Annotated in this window: 12 protein-coding genes and 1 rRNA gene; 7 read left to right on the top strand and 6 right to left on the bottom strand. The window is 35.2% G+C overall.

The annotated features are described in order from the left end of the window. Positions 1-43: 43 nt before the first annotated feature. A complete protein-coding gene (locus C1631_RS21290) occupies positions 44-490 on the bottom strand; it encodes a GNAT family N-acetyltransferase (protein ID WP_109714064.1) in 447 nt (148 codons plus the stop codon). 62 nt (positions 491-552) lie between these two features. Next, entirely contained in the window at positions 553-2,040 is a 1,488-nt protein-coding gene (gene hutH / locus C1631_RS21295) for a histidine ammonia-lyase (RefSeq protein ID WP_109714066.1), read from the bottom strand. Between the two features lie 128 nt (positions 2,041-2,168). Here hutH and C1631_RS21300 point away from each other — a divergent pair, with 128 nt between their 5' ends. From C1631_RS21300 to C1631_RS21310, 3 genes are all read left to right on the top strand, one after another. Then, positions 2,169-2,930 carry a hypothetical protein gene (locus tag C1631_RS21300; RefSeq protein WP_109714068.1) on the top strand — a complete coding sequence of 254 codons (762 nt, stop codon included), beginning with the start codon at positions 2,169-2,171 and terminating at the stop codon, positions 2,928-2,930. 87 nt (positions 2,931-3,017) lie between these two features. Continuing rightward, positions 3,018-4,811 (top strand): excinuclease ABC subunit UvrC, encoded by a 1,794-nt coding sequence (gene uvrC, locus C1631_RS21305; RefSeq protein WP_109714070.1) that lies wholly within the window; start codon positions 3,018-3,020, stop codon positions 4,809-4,811. 249 nt (positions 4,812-5,060) lie between these two features. Continuing rightward, positions 5,061-5,840: a T9SS type A sorting domain-containing protein gene (locus C1631_RS21310; RefSeq protein WP_109714072.1), complete on the top strand. Its 780-nt coding sequence runs from the start codon at positions 5,061-5,063 to the stop codon at positions 5,838-5,840. Between the two features lie 406 nt (positions 5,841-6,246). Here the strand turns inward: C1631_RS21310 and C1631_RS21315 are convergent, their stop codons facing one another. The 3 genes from C1631_RS21315 to C1631_RS21325 are packed head-to-tail and all read right to left on the bottom strand — an operon-like array spanning position 6,247 to position 8,981. Then, the gene (locus C1631_RS21315; protein WP_228441417.1) at positions 6,247-6,996 is read right to left on the bottom strand and encodes a hypothetical protein; all 750 of its coding nucleotides are present in this window, start codon (positions 6,994-6,996) and stop codon (positions 6,247-6,249) included. A 10-nt stretch (positions 6,997-7,006) separates the two neighbouring features. Beyond that, on the bottom strand, positions 7,007-8,089 hold the full coding sequence (locus C1631_RS21320) for a putative type IX sorting system protein PorV2 (protein ID WP_103248403.1): 1,083 nt from the start codon (positions 8,087-8,089) through the stop codon (positions 7,007-7,009). Between the two features lie 13 nt (positions 8,090-8,102). After that, on the bottom strand, positions 8,103-8,981 hold the full coding sequence (locus C1631_RS21325; RefSeq protein WP_103248402.1) for a DMT family transporter: 879 nt from the start codon (positions 8,979-8,981) through the stop codon (positions 8,103-8,105). 168 nt (positions 8,982-9,149) lie between these two features. On the opposite strand from C1631_RS21325, the gene C1631_RS21330 reads away from it, so the two are divergent. From C1631_RS21330 to C1631_RS21345, 4 genes are all read left to right on the top strand, one after another. Then, positions 9,150-9,671 (top strand): GNAT family N-acetyltransferase, encoded by a 522-nt coding sequence (locus tag C1631_RS21330; protein ID WP_109714074.1) that lies wholly within the window; start codon positions 9,150-9,152, stop codon positions 9,669-9,671. 282 nt (positions 9,672-9,953) lie between these two features. Continuing rightward, positions 9,954-11,582 (top strand): acyl-CoA carboxylase subunit beta, encoded by a 1,629-nt coding sequence (locus tag C1631_RS21335; RefSeq protein ID WP_103248400.1) that lies wholly within the window; start codon positions 9,954-9,956, stop codon positions 11,580-11,582. 389 nt (positions 11,583-11,971) lie between these two features. Next, the gene (locus tag C1631_RS21340) at positions 11,972-15,118 is read left to right on the top strand and encodes a SusC/RagA family TonB-linked outer membrane protein (RefSeq protein WP_109714076.1); all 3,147 of its coding nucleotides are present in this window, start codon (positions 11,972-11,974) and stop codon (positions 15,116-15,118) included. Between the two features lie 24 nt (positions 15,119-15,142). Beyond that, positions 15,143-16,801: a SusD/RagB family nutrient-binding outer membrane lipoprotein gene (locus C1631_RS21345; RefSeq protein WP_109714078.1), complete on the top strand. Its 1,659-nt coding sequence runs from the start codon at positions 15,143-15,145 to the stop codon at positions 16,799-16,801. Positions 16,802-16,919: 118 nt separating this feature from the next. On the opposite strand, the gene rrf is transcribed toward C1631_RS21345, so the two are convergent. Then, positions 16,920-16,991: ribosomal RNA gene (gene rrf / locus C1631_RS25125) — 5S ribosomal RNA — on the bottom strand; the annotation flags it as partial.

Below are 16,991 nucleotides of genomic sequence, written 5' to 3' on the forward strand. Positions count from 1 at the left end.
TTAAACATAAAATATTAACAAAAACATAACACTAAGAAGAAAATCACAATACTTTCTCATAACAGACACTCTTCTCTACTCCAATATATGGATCATAATTAGAAATCCTGTAAAACCCACTTTTCTCATATACAGAAATAGCATTATGCAGTTCTGATGAAGTTTCTAAAACTGCTTTTTCAAATCCCAATTCCTTACCCCAGCCCTCCAATGCCGTTACAATTGCGGAAGCTAATCCTCTTTTCCTGAATTTGGGATCTGTATACATTCTTTTAATTTCAACGGTGTCTCCTGAAAAAGGTTTAAATGCACCGCATGCTGCCGGAATTCCATCAATATAAATAACAATACAGTTTTTAAGAGTATCAATTCTATTAAATTGGTTAAAGAAATCATGATCATCACCGTTGTGTTCTGCTAAAGTGGCATCAAGATTTTTTACTAAATTTTGAAAGTCTGAATGAGTAGAATCAAGTCTTTTTATCGTCATATAATTTAGATTAAATAAGTAAAACAAAAAAAGCTCCTTTTGGAAGCTTTTTTTATATAAAATTAGTTTACAATAAATTTTCTATCGTTGATCAGTTCTGCTATGGCCAGCATATCTTTACCGATAAGCCTGTCATCTTCAAGCTTGGTCACCTTAGAACGAAGAATCGCAAAATTATCTTCAATCACTTTGGAGCATTTTGAAGGTCTTCTGAATTCTAATCCCTGAGCTGCAAACATCAACTCAACAGCTAAAATATTGACTAAATTCCCCAGAACCTGGTTAAATTTCCTTCCAGAAATACTTCCCATAGAAACATGGTCTTCCTGCCCCAAACTTGTAGGGATAGAATCTGCTGATGCAGGGAAACATAATGTTTTGTTCTCTGTAACCAATGCTGCTGAAGTATATTGAGGAATCATAAAGCCAGAATTCAAACCTGAGCTTTCCGTTAATAGTCTAGGAAGTCCGTATTTACCTTCCAACAGCAGGTAACTTCTTCTGTCTGAAATATTTCCTAACTCAGCTGCTGCCAATGTTGCATAGTCTAAAGGCAAAGCCATTAATTGCCCGTGGAAATTACCTCCGGAAATAGATTCTTCAGCACTTAATACAATTGGATTGTCTGTCACTGAATTTAACTCTGTTTCCGCCATATTTTTAAGATGTTCAAAAGCATTTCTGCTTGCTCCATGAACTTGCGGTACACATCTCATAGAATATGGATCCTGAACTCTTTCGCAATCTTCGTGCGCTTTCATATTCTGTGATCCTTTTAAAAATTTAAGCATTCTCGCCGCTACTTTTTTACTTCCTTCAAAAGGTCTGATGTCGTGCAACTCTTTTTTGAAAGGACTTTCGGAGCCTCTGTACGCTTCAATACTCATGGCTGCTGTCATGTCTGCAAGATCCAGTAAATATTCAAATTTTTCTAACCCTTTGATTGCATGAGCCAAAATAAACTGGGTACCATTAATTAGTCCCAATCCTTCTTTTGGTCCTAAAGCCAGGGGTTCAAGATGATGTTTTTCCAGCACTGCCATTGTTTCAGAAATCTGATCACCATCCCAAACCTGTCCGAGCCCTAGCAATGGTAATACAAGGTGAGCTAACGGAGCAAGGTCTCCTGAAGCTCCTACAGATCCTTGTTCCGGGACTACAGGGATGATATCTTTTTCAAGCATCAGGATCAGTCTCTCAATTACATCCAGAGAAACCCCTGAAAATCCTTTTGATAAAGCATGAACTTTAGCGATCATCATGATCTTGGAAAATTCTTTATTAATGGGTTTCCCTACTCCTACAGCATGAGAAATGATTAAGTTGTACTGTAACTGTGCTGTTTCATCGGCAGATATTTTCGTATCGCACAGTGGTCCAAACCCTGTATTGATACCATATACACATCTGTCGGATTCAACTATTTTCTGTACGTTTTTCTGAGATTTTAAAATTTGTTCTTTTGCTGCTTTATTCAGCTTGGCTTTATTAGGTTTTTTACATATTTCCAGAACATCATGGAAAGTAAAAACATCTACTCCGTATATCATTTCTAAAAAATTTCCTTAAAATTAAGCATTTAACAATAATTGGAAAAACTTATTTTCAATCTTATATATTTTTTAGAATGATATAATTAATTGATTATTTTTATTGCCTAAATAAAAAACAATAATACATGAGACCCAAAACTTTACTGCTGGCTCTATGCGTTGCAGGAACTTCTACCTTCGCGCAGAAAGTAAAATATTCTAAAGAGGATATTAAAAAGATGGAGACTTACCTTTTTAATGAAGGTTTTAACACGCCATCTCCTAAGAAAACATCAACCATCATTTTAAAAGACGGAAATACTTACAAAGGATTCTGCAATAAAATTGAAACCAAAAAAGGACAGGTTTACGAAGTCGCTATTAAAGATAGTGTGACCAAAAAGAGCAGTACTTTTAATGCGGATCAAATCAGTGAAATGTATGTATACCCAAGCAATGCAGAAAAAGTGGCAAAGGTTGCAAAATACATGGGAAATATCAGAAATTTCGGAACAAAAAAACTCACAAAAAACACCAACAACGACCGTATCTATTTTGTGAATCAAACCGTTTCTTTAAAGAATAAAAAAGATGATAAAGAATTCCTGATGCAGGTTATCAACCCTGGATTCGACGATATTATTGCGGTATACCATGATCCGAGAGCTAAAGAAACCGGTGGGTTTTCTGTGATGGGTTCTCCACAGCTTGGAGGTGGTGTTATCAAATCCTATTATGTAAAAAAGGGCGATAAGGTGATGTGGCTTCACAAAGATGATTTTGAAGACAATTATGACTTTCTTTTCGGAGATAATCAGGAATTCATGAAAAAATATCCAAAAAATTCGGTGGAATGGGATTATTTTAGTTTCCTTGTGAGTGAATATACAGCGATGAACAACCGATAAAATTACTTTAAACAAATAATTTTAAACCTGTGGAATGATCTGCAGGTTTTCTTTTTTAAATCTGGAAAGTTTCCTTAATTTTGTTATATGAATCCTTCTTTAGAGTTACAGCTCAAAACATTACCATCCGAACCGGGCGTTTATCGTTATTATGATAAAAATGATCAGCTATTGTATGTGGGTAAAGCTAAACATTTAAAAAAGAGGGTACTCTCCTATTTCAATAAAAATCTGTCAGGGTACAGGATTAAAATAATGGTCAGTAAAATCCAACGTCTGGAAACGACCATTGTCAACAGTGAGTATGATGCGCTTCTTTTGGAAAACAATCTGATTAAAGAGCATCAGCCATTTTACAATGTCATGTTGAAAGATGACAAAACCTATCCCTGGATCTGCATCAAAAATGAAGATTTCCCAAGGATTTTTCTCACCAGAAATAAAATTAAAGACGGCTCGGAATATTATGGTCCGTATGCAAAAGTACGTCCGGCCAAAATTTTACTGGACACCATTAAGCATATTTACAAGCTAAGAACCTGTAATCTGAATCTTTCTCCCGCAAAAATAGCGGATGGAAAATACAAAGTCTGCCTGGAATATCATATCAAAAACTGCGAGGGCCCCTGTGAAGATCTTGAAAGTAAGGAAGACTATGATGAAAAGATAGATGCCATCCGAGGAATCATTAAAGGAGATTTCCGTAAAGCAAAAGATTATCTGGTGAATCAAATGATGAAGCTGGCTTCTAATCTTCAGTTCGAGGAAGCCCAGGTCATTAAAGAAAGACTCGATATCCTTGAAGATTATCAGGCAAAAAACACAGTGGTTAATCCTAATATTGACGATGTAGACGTATTCGGAATGACCAGTGATGAAACGGCGGCTTATGTCAATTTCTTTAAAATCAGAAATGGTAATATCATCCAGAGTTTCACGACAGAAATTAAAAAAATTCTTGAAGAAAGTGATGAGGATATTATGGAGGAGGCTTTGATCGAGATCAGACAAAAATTTGGATCCGATTCAAAAGAGGTTCTGCTTCCCTTCCATCTTTCTGTAGAAATTCCCAATGTAAAGCTGATTGTTCCTAAAGTAGGAGATAAAAAAAGAATTGTAGAGCTTTCGGAAAAAAATGCAAAAGAATACCGTCTGGAAAAATTAAAACAGGTTCAGATTGTAGACCCTGAAAGGCATACCAACAGAATTATGGCAGAAATGCAGAAATTGTTGAGAATGCCTGTAGAACCAAGGCATATTGAAGGTTTTGATAATTCCAATATTCAGGGAACGAATCCTGTATCCGCTTGTGTAGTTTTTAAAGACGGAAAACCAAGCAAAGCCGATTACAGAATCTTTCATCCCAAGACAGTAGAAGGTCCTAATGATTTTGCCACCATGGAAGAGGTCATATATCGACGCTATAAAAGGATGCTTGACGAAGGAGAAAGTTTGCCCCAACTGATTCTTATTGATGGAGGGAAAGGTCAGTTATCCTCTTCAGTAAAAAGCTTGAAACTATTGGGCCTGTATGGCAAAATTACTATTGTAGGAATTGCAAAACGACTGGAAGAAATTTTCTTCCCAGAAGATCCTATTCCTCTATATCTTGATAAAAAGTCCGAAACCTTAAAGATTCTTCAAAGGGTGAGAGATGAAGCACACCGTTTTGGGGTAAAACATCACAGAACCCGAAGAAAAAATTCTACCATCAAATCCGAATTGGAAGAAATTCCGGGAGTTGGCGAAAAAACAATAGAATTACTGTTATCAAAACTTAAATCTGTGAAAAGGATTAAAGAATCCAATCTGGAAACATTAGAAGAAATTCTCGGTAAAACTAAAGCTAAAATGATCTGGACATTTTTCAATGCAAACTAATATTTTCTTTAATTTCACCTATCATTTTACTCTTGCATCCATTTTTTGGACATTTTTCATATAAAAATAGGTTAAAGTCCTAAAAAAAATATCTTTAAAAATTAGCATTACTAAAAAAGTCCTGAGTAATTCTATTGTATTTTTTTAAAAAAAATCATACAAAATGTAAATATCTATCAATATTTTCCCATAATAGTGAATTATTATTTTTTTTCTTACTTTACTGCTGTTAATTTAAAAATCACAATTATGAGAACACATTTCTACTTTGCAAATTTATTTGCCCTTTTAATTTCGCTGACTTTCGTTTCTTTTGCCCATGGACAAACCTACTGCAATCCTACATATCCCATGGGATGCAGTAATTGGAGAATGACTAAGGTAGCAATACCTCAGGCCAATTTTACTGATTCATCCTTTAGCTCATCAAATTGCTCACAGCCTGATAAGACCTCCACTATTATCAATATGAGTGCCAGTTCTACTTATGATATCAGTGTGACCACTACAGGATGGATTTCTTGTGGTGTTGCTATAGATTTTAACCAGAACGGAAACTTTAATGATGCAGGTGAAACTTTGTATATGCCGAACTATGCAGCGAACAATCCTAACACCTATTCCGGAAATTTTACAATTCCTTCGTCTGTAAACCCTGGAAGCTATAGAATGAGAATCTGGAACCGTGAAGCAAATTCAGGCTCCGGTCAATCAGCTTGTGGTAGTTATAACTATGGTACCTGGGTAGACTACACTGTAAATATTACTACTCTGCTCTCTACTTCAGAAGCTTTGTTGGCGAAAACTAAAGTGTATCCAAATCCTGTATCTGACATTCTCAATATTGAAGATAGTAATACAATACAGTCTGTTGAAATTTATGATTTTAATGGTAAACTAGTAAGAAACGACTTGTCTCTCAATAAAAAGAAAATATCTGTCAGCCTTTCTAATTTAGTTTCTGGTGCTTACACCGCAAAAATAAAAAGTGCTAAGGGAGCTAAAACTCTTAAGTTCATCAAAAAATAATCGCTTTGTATACGATGTATTAACCGCCTTACTGTATAGGCGGTTTTTATATTTTTCTCAAGGTTGAGTTTCAAAATTGAATTTTATTTCTTATTGTATCAAAAAAAGACAAAAACACACAAATACTGATAAACAACATTAATACAATAATAATAAATGCATTAAAGTAAAAAATTATCTTAAAATTAACAATATTTATATTTTTTATCGTAAATTAGTAATATCATTAAACAATATAAACTGTAGATGATACACTATCATTGAAATAATAATGAACACTAATAAATACAATTACAACAAATAAGGATGAAGAGGTCGTAATCAGCTTCTAAAAAACACATCATCATATTAAAAACGAATAAGCTCTTTTTCAAGAGCTTATTTTATATTGTATATATTCTAAAATCTATTTTCCTATAAAAACCTCTTTAGAGTATCTGCCATCAGTCTGAGGAGTGTCAATCACAATATTTCCATTGTCAAAATAACCTACAGTAGTATTACCATCAGCCAGTTTTACGATGAAAACATCTTTTTTTGAAGACGTTTTGAAAACAGCAAACGGTACAGAAGTTCCAGATTGAGCCAAAATAAATTGATTGCTGTCAATCTGTATTTTCTGCACATTTACTTTTCCATTAGAATAATTATTTGTTGTTGGAGCAGCTGAAGATGATTGAGGTAAAGGTTCAGAAACAGAAGTCACGTTAGATGTTTTTGTCTGTACAGCTGGTAAGATATCAACAGGAGCAGAGCTTCCGACCTTTGTTAAGGCATCCTTTAATGCATCCGGATACCCTGTCTCAAATTCTTTAATATCAGAACGACCTTTGGATTCAAGCAGTATTTTTTTATTACAATCTTTAAATTGTACTATCACTTTATTAGTAAACAAACTCTTATCATTAATCACTTCTGCGTTAAGAATATTACATGAATTATCCTTAGCTTCTGTCGGCCATTGATCAATACTGGCAGGTAAAACAACATATTTTTTTGCTTTCAGGGCATTTGCCAAAAAAGATTCCAGACCAAAACTATCTCCTTTAAATGTCTCAAATTTTTGTGGGATTGATACATATTTATAATCCGAAACTTTTTGTCCGAAAATAGCAGCTGAACATCCAGCAAGTACCAATATTAATATCTTCTTCATTTTTATCGTTTTAATCATTTCTGAATGCTCCCATATCAAGTTTAAGGGAGAAGAAGTTTGAATAAAAATTAGAACCTCCAATTCCTGAATTTGTAATTGCATAATCCAGTGTAAGCCCTCTATATCGTATTCCAATACCAGCACTTGGCTGGAAAGAAACTTTTCTCTTAAGATCTTCTATATCTGTGATAGATTGGAACCTATTGATCCCTAAACGTACAAATATCATTTTCTGATATCCCAATTCAGCTCCAGCATACGGACTGATACTTGCAAAATCAGTGGAAATCAGTGACGCTGTTTTTGCGAAGTCAACATTCAAACCCGCTTCAGGTAAAACGTAAACGCTACTGTTGATCTCAAACAATTTACTTGCTCCTACGTTAAGTTTGGGCATCGTAAGCTCCATTTTATCTTTTGGAGCCGGGTTAAATTCTTCACCATTCACAACCGTTGAAAGCTCTTTCTGATTAATACTCCAGAAGTTGACCGTAGTCGTAATATCTCTGATCATCCCTCCAAATTTCCAACCATTATCTGCTTTATAGATAGCTCCCACATCAAACCCAAATCCATATCCATTTGCAAATTTACCTACATTTCTATATACAATCTTAGCATTTACCCCAACATCCAATTTCGGATTTCCACCGGGTCTGAAGGCATATGAAAGAATAGCAGCATAATCGGACTGTGAAAATTTGGTAATCTTATCATAATCAATATTTCCTTCAGAATCGATCATTTGAGTTGTATTCAAAATATTATCTACTCCAAGCCTTACGACTGAAACACCAAAAACACCTTCTTCCAACACCTTTGCATATGCCAGATAATCATATTTTGCAATGGATTCAAAATATTCAGCGTGCATGGCAGCTCCCTGCCAGTCTCTTTCAATCGACATTAAACCTGCGGGATTCCACATAGGGGCATACACATCATCCTGATTAGTGATTACTGCTCCTCCCATCGCCAATCCTCTGGCACCGGCTCCGATATTGAGAAATTCATTGGAATATTTCCTGATAATCTGTGATTGAGATAGCCCAAACAGCAGTGAAAATGCAAGTAAAAAATATTTTTTCATCATATAAAATTGATGCTTAGTTAAAGTTTTTAGTTTTTCTGGCTTTTATTAATCCATTCACAATGATTGCCAGTATCATAACAGCTGATGCAATATAAAATATAGGGCTCATATGTTCTGATTCTCCAAAGATAAAAAAAGCTAGTATAATTCCGTAAACCGGTTCTAAATTAACTGTTAAAATTAGAGTAAATGGTGATATGTACTTCATTAATTTTACTGATTCCAGCATCGGAAAAGCGGTAAAAACACTTGCCAACAAGCATATTAACGCCAAATCGGTATAATTTATTTCGTTCATTTGAGTAATTTGCCCCGAAAGCAGATAAAATACCCCTAATATAAACCAGCCACAGAAAATTTCGTAAAATATAATATTCCCGGAACTTGTTTTTCCAAACATTTTTCCGTTAAACACCGAGAAAATAGTTCCAAAAACAGCACAAAGAATTCCGTATATAATCCCCTCTTTAAAGTGAAATTCTGTTTTAAAAATTAACAGAATGCAAGCTACAATGACCGTTCCCATCACCACTTCAGACACATCTATCTTCCGTTTAAAAATTACAGGCTCCAGTATGGAAGCAAAAAGAGTTGATAATGAGAGACAACTTAATGCAATAGAAACGTTTGAAACTTTAATAGAATAAAAAAAGCAGTACCAGTGTAAAGCCATTGCCAAACCAATAGCTGCCAGTTGAAAAAATATTTTTCTGGAAACCTTTATGCTTTCTTTTTTATATATTCTGATAAATACAAAAAGGAAAATGGCGGCAAATAACATTCTGTAAAACACCAGGATTTGCGCGTTGGCATGAATCAGCTTTCCTAGAATTGCAGTAAATCCCCATAAAAATACTATTAAATGTAATCTGAAAAGCGCTAATTTATGCATATCCTACCCTCTTTGAAATTTTAACGTGCAAATTTACAAATAGCCTTTTACAAATCTCACAAAAAATATAAATTTATATTAACAAAAATGATCAATAAAGTTTTTTACCCATTTTACTTTCTAATTCAGGATCTATTTTATTAATTTTTCTTTATTAAACAATGCAATATGGTATTAAACTCAGATATTATAATCAAAACAAAGCACCTCACCTTACGACCAGTTGAAGACATTTACACCAATGATATTTTTGAATATTTCACAGATGAGGTTACCAGATATATGCCCTTTAATCCGCAGGGCAACAGAGACGATATCATTAATTTTATTAAAGAATCAAAAAGAAACTTATCCCAAAATACGGATCTGGTAATGGTTATCCTGGATTCATCTGGAAACTTTCTCGGATGTTGCGGTATTCATAATATAACAGAGGAATCTGCTGAGCTTGGACTATGGTTAAAAAAGAGTTCCCAAGGTAAAGGATTGGGAACTGAAATCATTACAAAACTCGTCGAATTTCTGGAACAAAATTTTACGTTTAACTATATTCTGTATCCTGTAGACGAAGAAAATATAGCCAGTAAAAGAATTCCGGAAAAACTTGGATTCATTCCAGCTAAAAAATACAAGAAATATAAAAACCCCACCACTGACCTTACCATCGTAGAATACAGAAAATATTATTAATATAATTAAGGAACAGGAACAAAAAACCCTGAAAATTTGTTAAACTTTCAGGGCCTTCAAATAATAAACTATTAAAAAAATAAACTAGGAACAGAGTATTTTCAGAGGATATCACCCCCTGTTACTCTTATGTAAAGTTAGAAAAAATATAAAACATTTAAAAGTTTTTTTCTGTTAAAAAATTCACAATTTACTAAGAACCAAACTATTAAACACTTGTTTTACTTCATATTCGTATTCCTCATAAAAATAGTATCTTTAAGCGTAAAAAATTGAAATCTTATGGACATCGAATTCAACAAACGAGAAGATCAGAACAGATTAAAACTATCAGAACTCAATCGCTTGCTCACCGAAATTAAAAAAGGAGGCGGGGAAAAGAGGCTTCAAAAGCTTCGTGAAGAAGGAAAGATGACTGCAAGAGAGAGAATAGACTATCTTCTCGATAAAGATTCAGATTCCATAGAAGTAGGAGCATTTGCCGGATATGAGATGTACCCCGAGCATGGGGGGTGTCCTGGTGGTGGAGTTGTAGTTGTGATAGGCTACGTTTCGGGACGACAATGTATTGTAGTAGCCAATGATGCCTCTGTAAAAGCTGGAGCATGGTTTCCGATCACAGGAAAGAAAAACCTGAGAGCACAGGAAATTGCCATGGAAAATAAACTTCCTATTATCTACTTGGTAGACTCTGCAGGGGTTTACCTTCCTATGCAGGATGAAATATTTCCCGATAAGGAGCACTTCGGTAGAATATTCAGAAATAATGCTAAAATGAGTTCTATGGGGATTATCCAGATCTCTGCAGTGATGGGAAGTTGTGTAGCCGGAGGAGCTTATTTGCCTATTATGAGTGATGAAGCCATGATTGTTGATAAGACAGGTTCAATTTTCCTCGCAGGAAGCTATCTTGTAAAAGCAGCAATCGGAGAAAGCATCGATAATGAAACATTAGGTGGAGCTACCACACACTGTTCTATTTCAGGAGTTACCGATTATAAGGCAAAAGATGATAAAGATGCTCTGAATAGAATTAAAAATATTATGAAGTCTCTTGGAAGTACTGAAAAAGCAGGCTTTGACAGAATTGAAAGTTTCCCTCCAAAAGAAAACCCTGAAAATATTTTTGGTATTATGCCAATCTCGAGAGCAGAACAATATGATACTTCTGATATTATCAAATGTATTGTGGACAACTCCGAGTATGAAGAATATAAACCAGATTACGGTAAAAGTATTATCTGTGCCACTGCCAGAGTTGATGGATGGTCTGTAGGAATAGTGGCTAATCAGAGAAAACTGGTAAAGAGTGGAAAAGGTGAAATGCAGTTTGGTGGAGTCATTTATTCGGACTCTGCAGATAAAGCGACCCGATTTATCGCCAACTGTAATCAAAGAAAGATCCCATTAATCTTTTTGCAGGACGTTACAGGATTTATGGTAGGATCTAAGTCTGAACATGGAGGAATCATTAAAGACGGAGCCAAGATGGTAAATGCTGTTTCAAATTCTGTTGTCCCTAAATTTACTATTATTACCGGAAATTCTTATGGTGCAGGAAATTATGCGATGTGTGGAAAAGCATATGATCCAAGACTGATCGTTGCATGGCCGTGGGCAGACCTGGCAGTAATGGGAGGTGCTCAGGCTGCAAAGGTGCTTGCGCAGATTCAGGAATCTACCCTAAAAAAACAAGGAAAAGAAATTTCCGAAGAAGAACATAATGAAATTCTGGATACCATTTCAAAAAGGTATCAGAAACAAACAGAATCCACTTATGCAGCAGCCAGATTATGGACAGATGCTATCATTAATCCGGTAGATACCAGAAAATGGATTTCTATGGGAATTGAGGCTGCTAATCATTCTCCTATTACAGAAAAGTTTAATTTGGGAGTTATTCAGGTCTGATAAAAACGTTCGGATTTAAAATTTAAAAAATCCCTCTGTCAAGCATTGACAGAGGGATTTTTCATTGATCACATCTATTAAATTTAAAAAGTGAAATCACAACAATCAATAATATACAGATATTGCTAATACTCAGTATTTTAAGCAAAATAAGCAGAAATAATTGTATTACATTGAATAAAAAATAAATTTTACTAAAAAAACAAATTACTCCACTTTTATTTTGATAATATTTCCATTAAAAGAATTTTATACATTAAAAAAACAATTTTACGATCTCATTTACATTATTACTACCTGTAAATCAATTTATTACATTTAAACAAATCACTTTCCAATCAATTATTTTTTTAATATTGTAGTATTAACAAAAATGATGAAATCAAAATATGAAACTACTAGGTATAAGCCCTTTTCATACAGCAGCTGTACTTTGCTTTTTACTTGGTGCCACAAATCATACAAAAGCACAAAAAGTAAAAAAAGACACAACAGTAAAAAATAAACAAATTGAAGAAGTTGTTGTTACTGCCCTTGGTATTAAAAGAGATCAGAGAAAATTAGGGTATGCCATTACTAAAGTTGAAAACAAGGACATTACCCAGGCTGGAGTAGTTAATCCAATGGAAGCCCTTCAAGGAAAACTTCCTGGTGTAGAAATTACCGCAGGTTCCGGAGGGCCACAATCCAGTGCCAGAATCCAGATAAGGGGAAATACTTCATTAGGAGGTAATAATCAGCCATTGATTGTTGTTGACGGAGTTATTATTGATAATAGTGTAACCGGGGCAGATTCCTGGGGTTCCGGATATGATTTTGGTAATGAAATGAAAAACCTTAATACAGATGTCTTTGAATCGGTTACAGTATTAAGAGGAGCAGCAGCTTCAGCGCTCTATGGTTCCCGTGCAGCTAACGGAGTCATTGTCATTACCACCAAAAAAGGAAAAAGTAGAAACGGACTGGGAATCAAAATTAATTCTTCTCTTACCACCCAGCACGTGTACAGCGGGCCAAAACTTCAAAATGAATTTGGAGCTGGAGTGACCCCCACTTTCTCAACCGATGCCAATGGAAATCGTTTTATTGATCCAAACAGATATTATTATAGCTACGGCCCAAAATTTGATGGCCAGCCAGTGAGAGATATTGATGGGAGAACAATATTATGGAATTCACAACCAAACAATTACAAAGATATTTATCAGGTAGGGTTGGACAGGAAAAATGCATTTGAGCTCTCCGGTGGGAGTGATAAATCTACATTCTTATTAAGTTACACCAATCAGGAAGTTGAAGGCATTCTTCCCCGTAATAAATTTACTAAAAATGCTTATTTCCTTCGTGCCACTTATGATTTCAGTAAATATCTTCAGGTCGATGCCAGCATTAACTATAATAGATCTTTTGGGCGAAACCCTGTGCCTCAGGGCGGGGGTGAAAGCCCACTCTTCAGTTATGTATATGGTATTCCAAGAAGCTTCGATGCAGTTTATTGGAGAAATAATTATTTAGATCCGGTAAATGGAGGCGTGAAAAAAGAAACTGCCGATCCTTATGACATGGCCTATAAGTACTTTAATATTTTTCAAAACACAAGAACCCAAACTGAAAATAATTACATTGGTCGACTGGAACTTAAATCTCAATTAACAGATTGGCTCAACTTGATGGTAAGTGGTAATTTCAATAACTACAGCTTCATTAACGAATCTAAAATAATGGGAGAAAACCCTGGTTTTACAGGAGGGGGCTATAGTATTCTGGATGGCACCAAAGAGCAGTACAATCTTAAGTTTTTACTGAGTGGAAATTTCAAACTAACAGATAATTTAACACTCAATGCCTCTATTGGTGGTGAAGACTTCAGATCCAGGTATACAGCACATAGACAATGGACGAATGGAGGGTTAAATACCCCGGGAGTTTTTCAAATCCAAAATTCAATAGATCCAATAGGAAGTGAAACCTCTTATACTGACGGTAATCAGTCTCCGAAAAGAATTCAGGGCATATATGCATTTGCTAATTTTGCATGGAAAAATCAACTCTTCATTGATATTACAGGCCGTAATGACTGGTCTTCAACACTAGCCTATCCGAATGGCAATGGAAGTTTAAGCTATTTCTATCCTTCTTTTGTGGGGAACTGGTCATTTTCCAATTCATTTAAACTTCCAAAGTGGATTAGTTTTGGAAGCCTGAGAGCGAGTCTTGCCTGGGTAGGCAGAGATACTTCACCTTATAATACAAGTTCTGGTCTCTATTACAGACGTGATCCTTCCGCCTATAACACCCCTAATGGATCCCGTATCCCCTTAACAGGCTTTAACAGTAACTCACTTGCCAATCGTAATTTAAAAAATGAGTTGAGTAGATCTATTGAATTTGGATTGAATATGGCTTTTTTCAATAACCGTTTAGATTTCGATGTTTCTTTTTACAGGACCAACACAACTAATCAATTGCTGACGTTGTCCTTACCACCGGAATCGGGAGTAAGCCAACAGCAAATTAACGCCGGAAATTTACAAAATCAAGGGATAGAAGTAATTGTTAATGCAATTCCTGTTAAATCTTCAAATTTCACGTGGAATACAACATTTACCTTTTCTCAGAACAGAGATAAAATTCTGGAACTGTACCCGGGAGTTACTGAGTATGTTTTAAATTGGGGAATGGGAACTGATGTCAAGAGTATAGCCATACCAGGGCAACAATATGGTTTAATACAGACCAAATATGCCTATGCGAGATATCAGGCCCTGGATGCTAACGGAAATAAAATTGACGATCCAAGAAATGGGATGAAGGTATTGAAATCCGATGGTTCCTATTTACGATCAGATTCATATCAAAATCAGGGATATACAACTGTAGGAAAATTGACCCCTGATTTTTTAACCAGTTTCAGAAACACTTTCAAATATAAAAACTTATCCTTAAGTGTCTTAATAGACGCAAGAGTAGGAGGAGATCTTCTTTCTGCCACCTACAATTACGGAGTTCAATTCGGAAATTTACCTTCTACATTACAATACAGAGACGAAGAAAGAGGAGGAATAAAATATATTGATGCCAATGGTAACACCCAATTTGGAGTAATCCCTGAAGGGGTGTTTGGCCAAAATACAACAATCAAAGATAAGCAAGGGATTACCAGAGATGTAAGCGGCATGACTTATCAGGAAGTTTACAACAATGGATGGATAAATCCAGTGCGAACAGTGGCATACTATAATAATTTATCATCCTGGGGTGGAGGTATTCGCGAACAGGCTATATTTGAGAACACCTGGGTAGCTCTCCGGGAACTAAGGCTGACCTATTCTTTTAAAACGGATCTTATCAAACCTATCGGATTAAACAGTCTAAATGCTTCTTTAATAGGCAGAAATTTATTTTACATCTATAATAAACTTCCAGATGGAATTAATCCGGAAGGAAAATACTCCAACAGTGCAGGAAGTTTTGCAGAATACGGAGGAGCACCTATGTCCAGATATATTGGATTTAATCTGGATTTTTCTTTCTAATCACTCATTAAAAATTTACTTTAAATGAAAAAAATAATTATACTCATTCTGTCGCTTTATATTTTTAGCTCCTGTACCAATGATTTTGCTGAAATTAATACCAACCCTTTGGATCAGGTAACAGCGACACCGGAAGAACTTCTGCCTACAGCAATTATAAAAGGATATAATGGCAGTTATGAATACTATTATGATTATTATCGCAGAATTATGCCATGGACACAGACTTTGGTTCCCGGTACGGGTAATTCCGGACAATTCATGGATGATGCTTCAAATATGAATCACAGATACTATAATTTTTATGGTGATCATGGGGGATTATTATCTGATATCATCTATAAAATCAACCAAATGACACCGGATCAGCAAGCAAAATATATTAATATTAAAAGTATTGCTACTATTTTAAAGGTCTATTACGCATGGTATGTAACAGATACAAATGGAAGTTTGGCTTATACTGAAGCGTTTCAGGCTCGGTATGGAGGTACGCAAACTCCTAAGTATGAAACACAGGAACAACTTTATGATATATTTGATAAACAGTTAAGTGATGTATATACAGCTATTGAAGAAGCAGAGCAATCTATACAAATAAAACCAGGTAACAAGGATTTGTTCTTTGAAGGTGATATGGGTAAGTGGAAAAAAGTTGCGAATTCACTGAGATTAAAAATAGCCTCAAGATTAATGAAAAGAAATCCTGATAAACTAATTTCTATTGCCACACAGGTGTTGTCCAGAGATGAGATCAGTAATATGACAGAAGACTTTTCACTACGCTCAAGAAGACTTACAGAACATGGTAATTTTAATCCAACAGGAATGTCTGCTACCAAACCTATGGTTGATTTTATGAATGACACCCAGGACCCGAGAAGACGTGTCTTTTTCGAAAAAAATGATTATTCTGCAGAAAGTATTAATAAACTTGTTGCGGCAGGGTTAATGAAACCAACGGATACCACACAAAGATATGTTGGAGGCCCTGTAAGCCCCGACATGACTCCAGCCAATAAAAGTCGTTATTATACTGCTGCAAAAAGGTTATTAAATGGAATAAACTATGACACAATATCAAGATTGCAATATAGAATATGGAGACCCGAAAACTCCGTAGGTACAAATATAGGTACCGGAAACGCGATATTTCCACTCTTAACTTATGCGGATTACTCCTTGTTAAAAGCAGAGTTGGCTACCAGAAATATCATCTCCGGTAATGCTCAGACTTTTTATATAGAAGGTATAAAAGCTTCTTTTAAAACTTATGATTATATAGCAAAAGAGGCAGCAGTAGATAAATATTATTCGATTAAAGATCATGAAATAAATAATTATCTTGCTAATTCCCAGATTCTGTTTGATCCTTCCAAGGCCCTTGAGCAAATTATTATACAAGAATACTTAAATTATTTCAAACAACCCAATGAAGTATGGGCACTTATCAAGAGAACCGGTATGCCTAATATAAATACCATTCTCAAATTTGAGATTCCCACACGTGACGGAGGAATCACTCTCTCAATGCCCAGGAGAATTGCTATTCCCACCCCATCAAAAGATAATCTGAATTTTCAAAATCAACAAGCTGCACTTAATCAAATGAAGCAAGACCCCGATTTCGGGGGGAATGAAAGTAATATCTTTGGTCGTATATGGTGGGATAAGAATAATTGAAAGTTGAGAATTGAAAATGGATAATGCCGTGTGATTCATTATTCATTTCTTAGGGGTAGGGATAAAACAAAAAAAGTCCTTTATCATTCGATAAAGGACTTTTTAAAAATAAAATAAAAACTGGCGGCGGCCTACTCTCCCGCGTTAGCAGTACCATCGGCGCTGGTGGGCTTAACTTCTGTGTTCGGAA

The organism is Chryseobacterium phosphatilyticum (genome assembly GCF_002899825.2).
GTDB lineage: Bacteria > Bacteroidota > Bacteroidia > Flavobacteriales > Weeksellaceae > Chryseobacterium > Chryseobacterium phosphatilyticum.

Bases quoted from the DNA above. Each gene is read 5' to 3' on its own strand.
- C1631_RS21345 (WP_109714078.1), top strand. From the start codon at position 15,143: ATGAAAAAAATAATTATACTCATTCTGTCGCTTTATATTTTTAGCTCC.
- C1631_RS21320 (WP_103248403.1), bottom strand. From the start codon at position 8,089: ATGATGAAAAAATATTTTTTACTTGCATTTTCACTGCTGTTTGGGCTA.
- C1631_RS21315 (WP_228441417.1), bottom strand. From the start codon at position 6,996: ATGAAGAAGATATTAATATTGGTACTTGCTGGATGTTCAGCTGCTATT.
- C1631_RS21325 (WP_103248402.1), bottom strand. From the start codon at position 8,981: ATGCATAAATTAGCGCTTTTCAGATTACATTTAATAGTATTTTTATGG.
- C1631_RS21335 (WP_103248400.1), top strand. From the start codon at position 9,954: ATGGACATCGAATTCAACAAACGAGAAGATCAGAACAGATTAAAACTA.
- C1631_RS21340 (WP_109714076.1), top strand. From the start codon at position 11,972: ATGAAACTACTAGGTATAAGCCCTTTTCATACAGCAGCTGTACTTTGC.
- C1631_RS21300 (WP_109714068.1), top strand. From the start codon at position 2,169: ATGAGACCCAAAACTTTACTGCTGGCTCTATGCGTTGCAGGAACTTCT.
- hutH (WP_109714066.1), bottom strand. From the start codon at position 2,040: ATGATATACGGAGTAGATGTTTTTACTTTCCATGATGTTCTGGAAATA.
- C1631_RS21310 (WP_109714072.1), top strand. From the start codon at position 5,061: ATGAGAACACATTTCTACTTTGCAAATTTATTTGCCCTTTTAATTTCG.
- C1631_RS21330 (WP_109714074.1), top strand. From the start codon at position 9,150: ATGGTATTAAACTCAGATATTATAATCAAAACAAAGCACCTCACCTTA.
- C1631_RS21290 (WP_109714064.1), bottom strand. From the start codon at position 490: ATGACGATAAAAAGACTTGATTCTACTCATTCAGACTTTCAAAATTTA.
- uvrC (WP_109714070.1), top strand. From the start codon at position 3,018: ATGAATCCTTCTTTAGAGTTACAGCTCAAAACATTACCATCCGAACCG.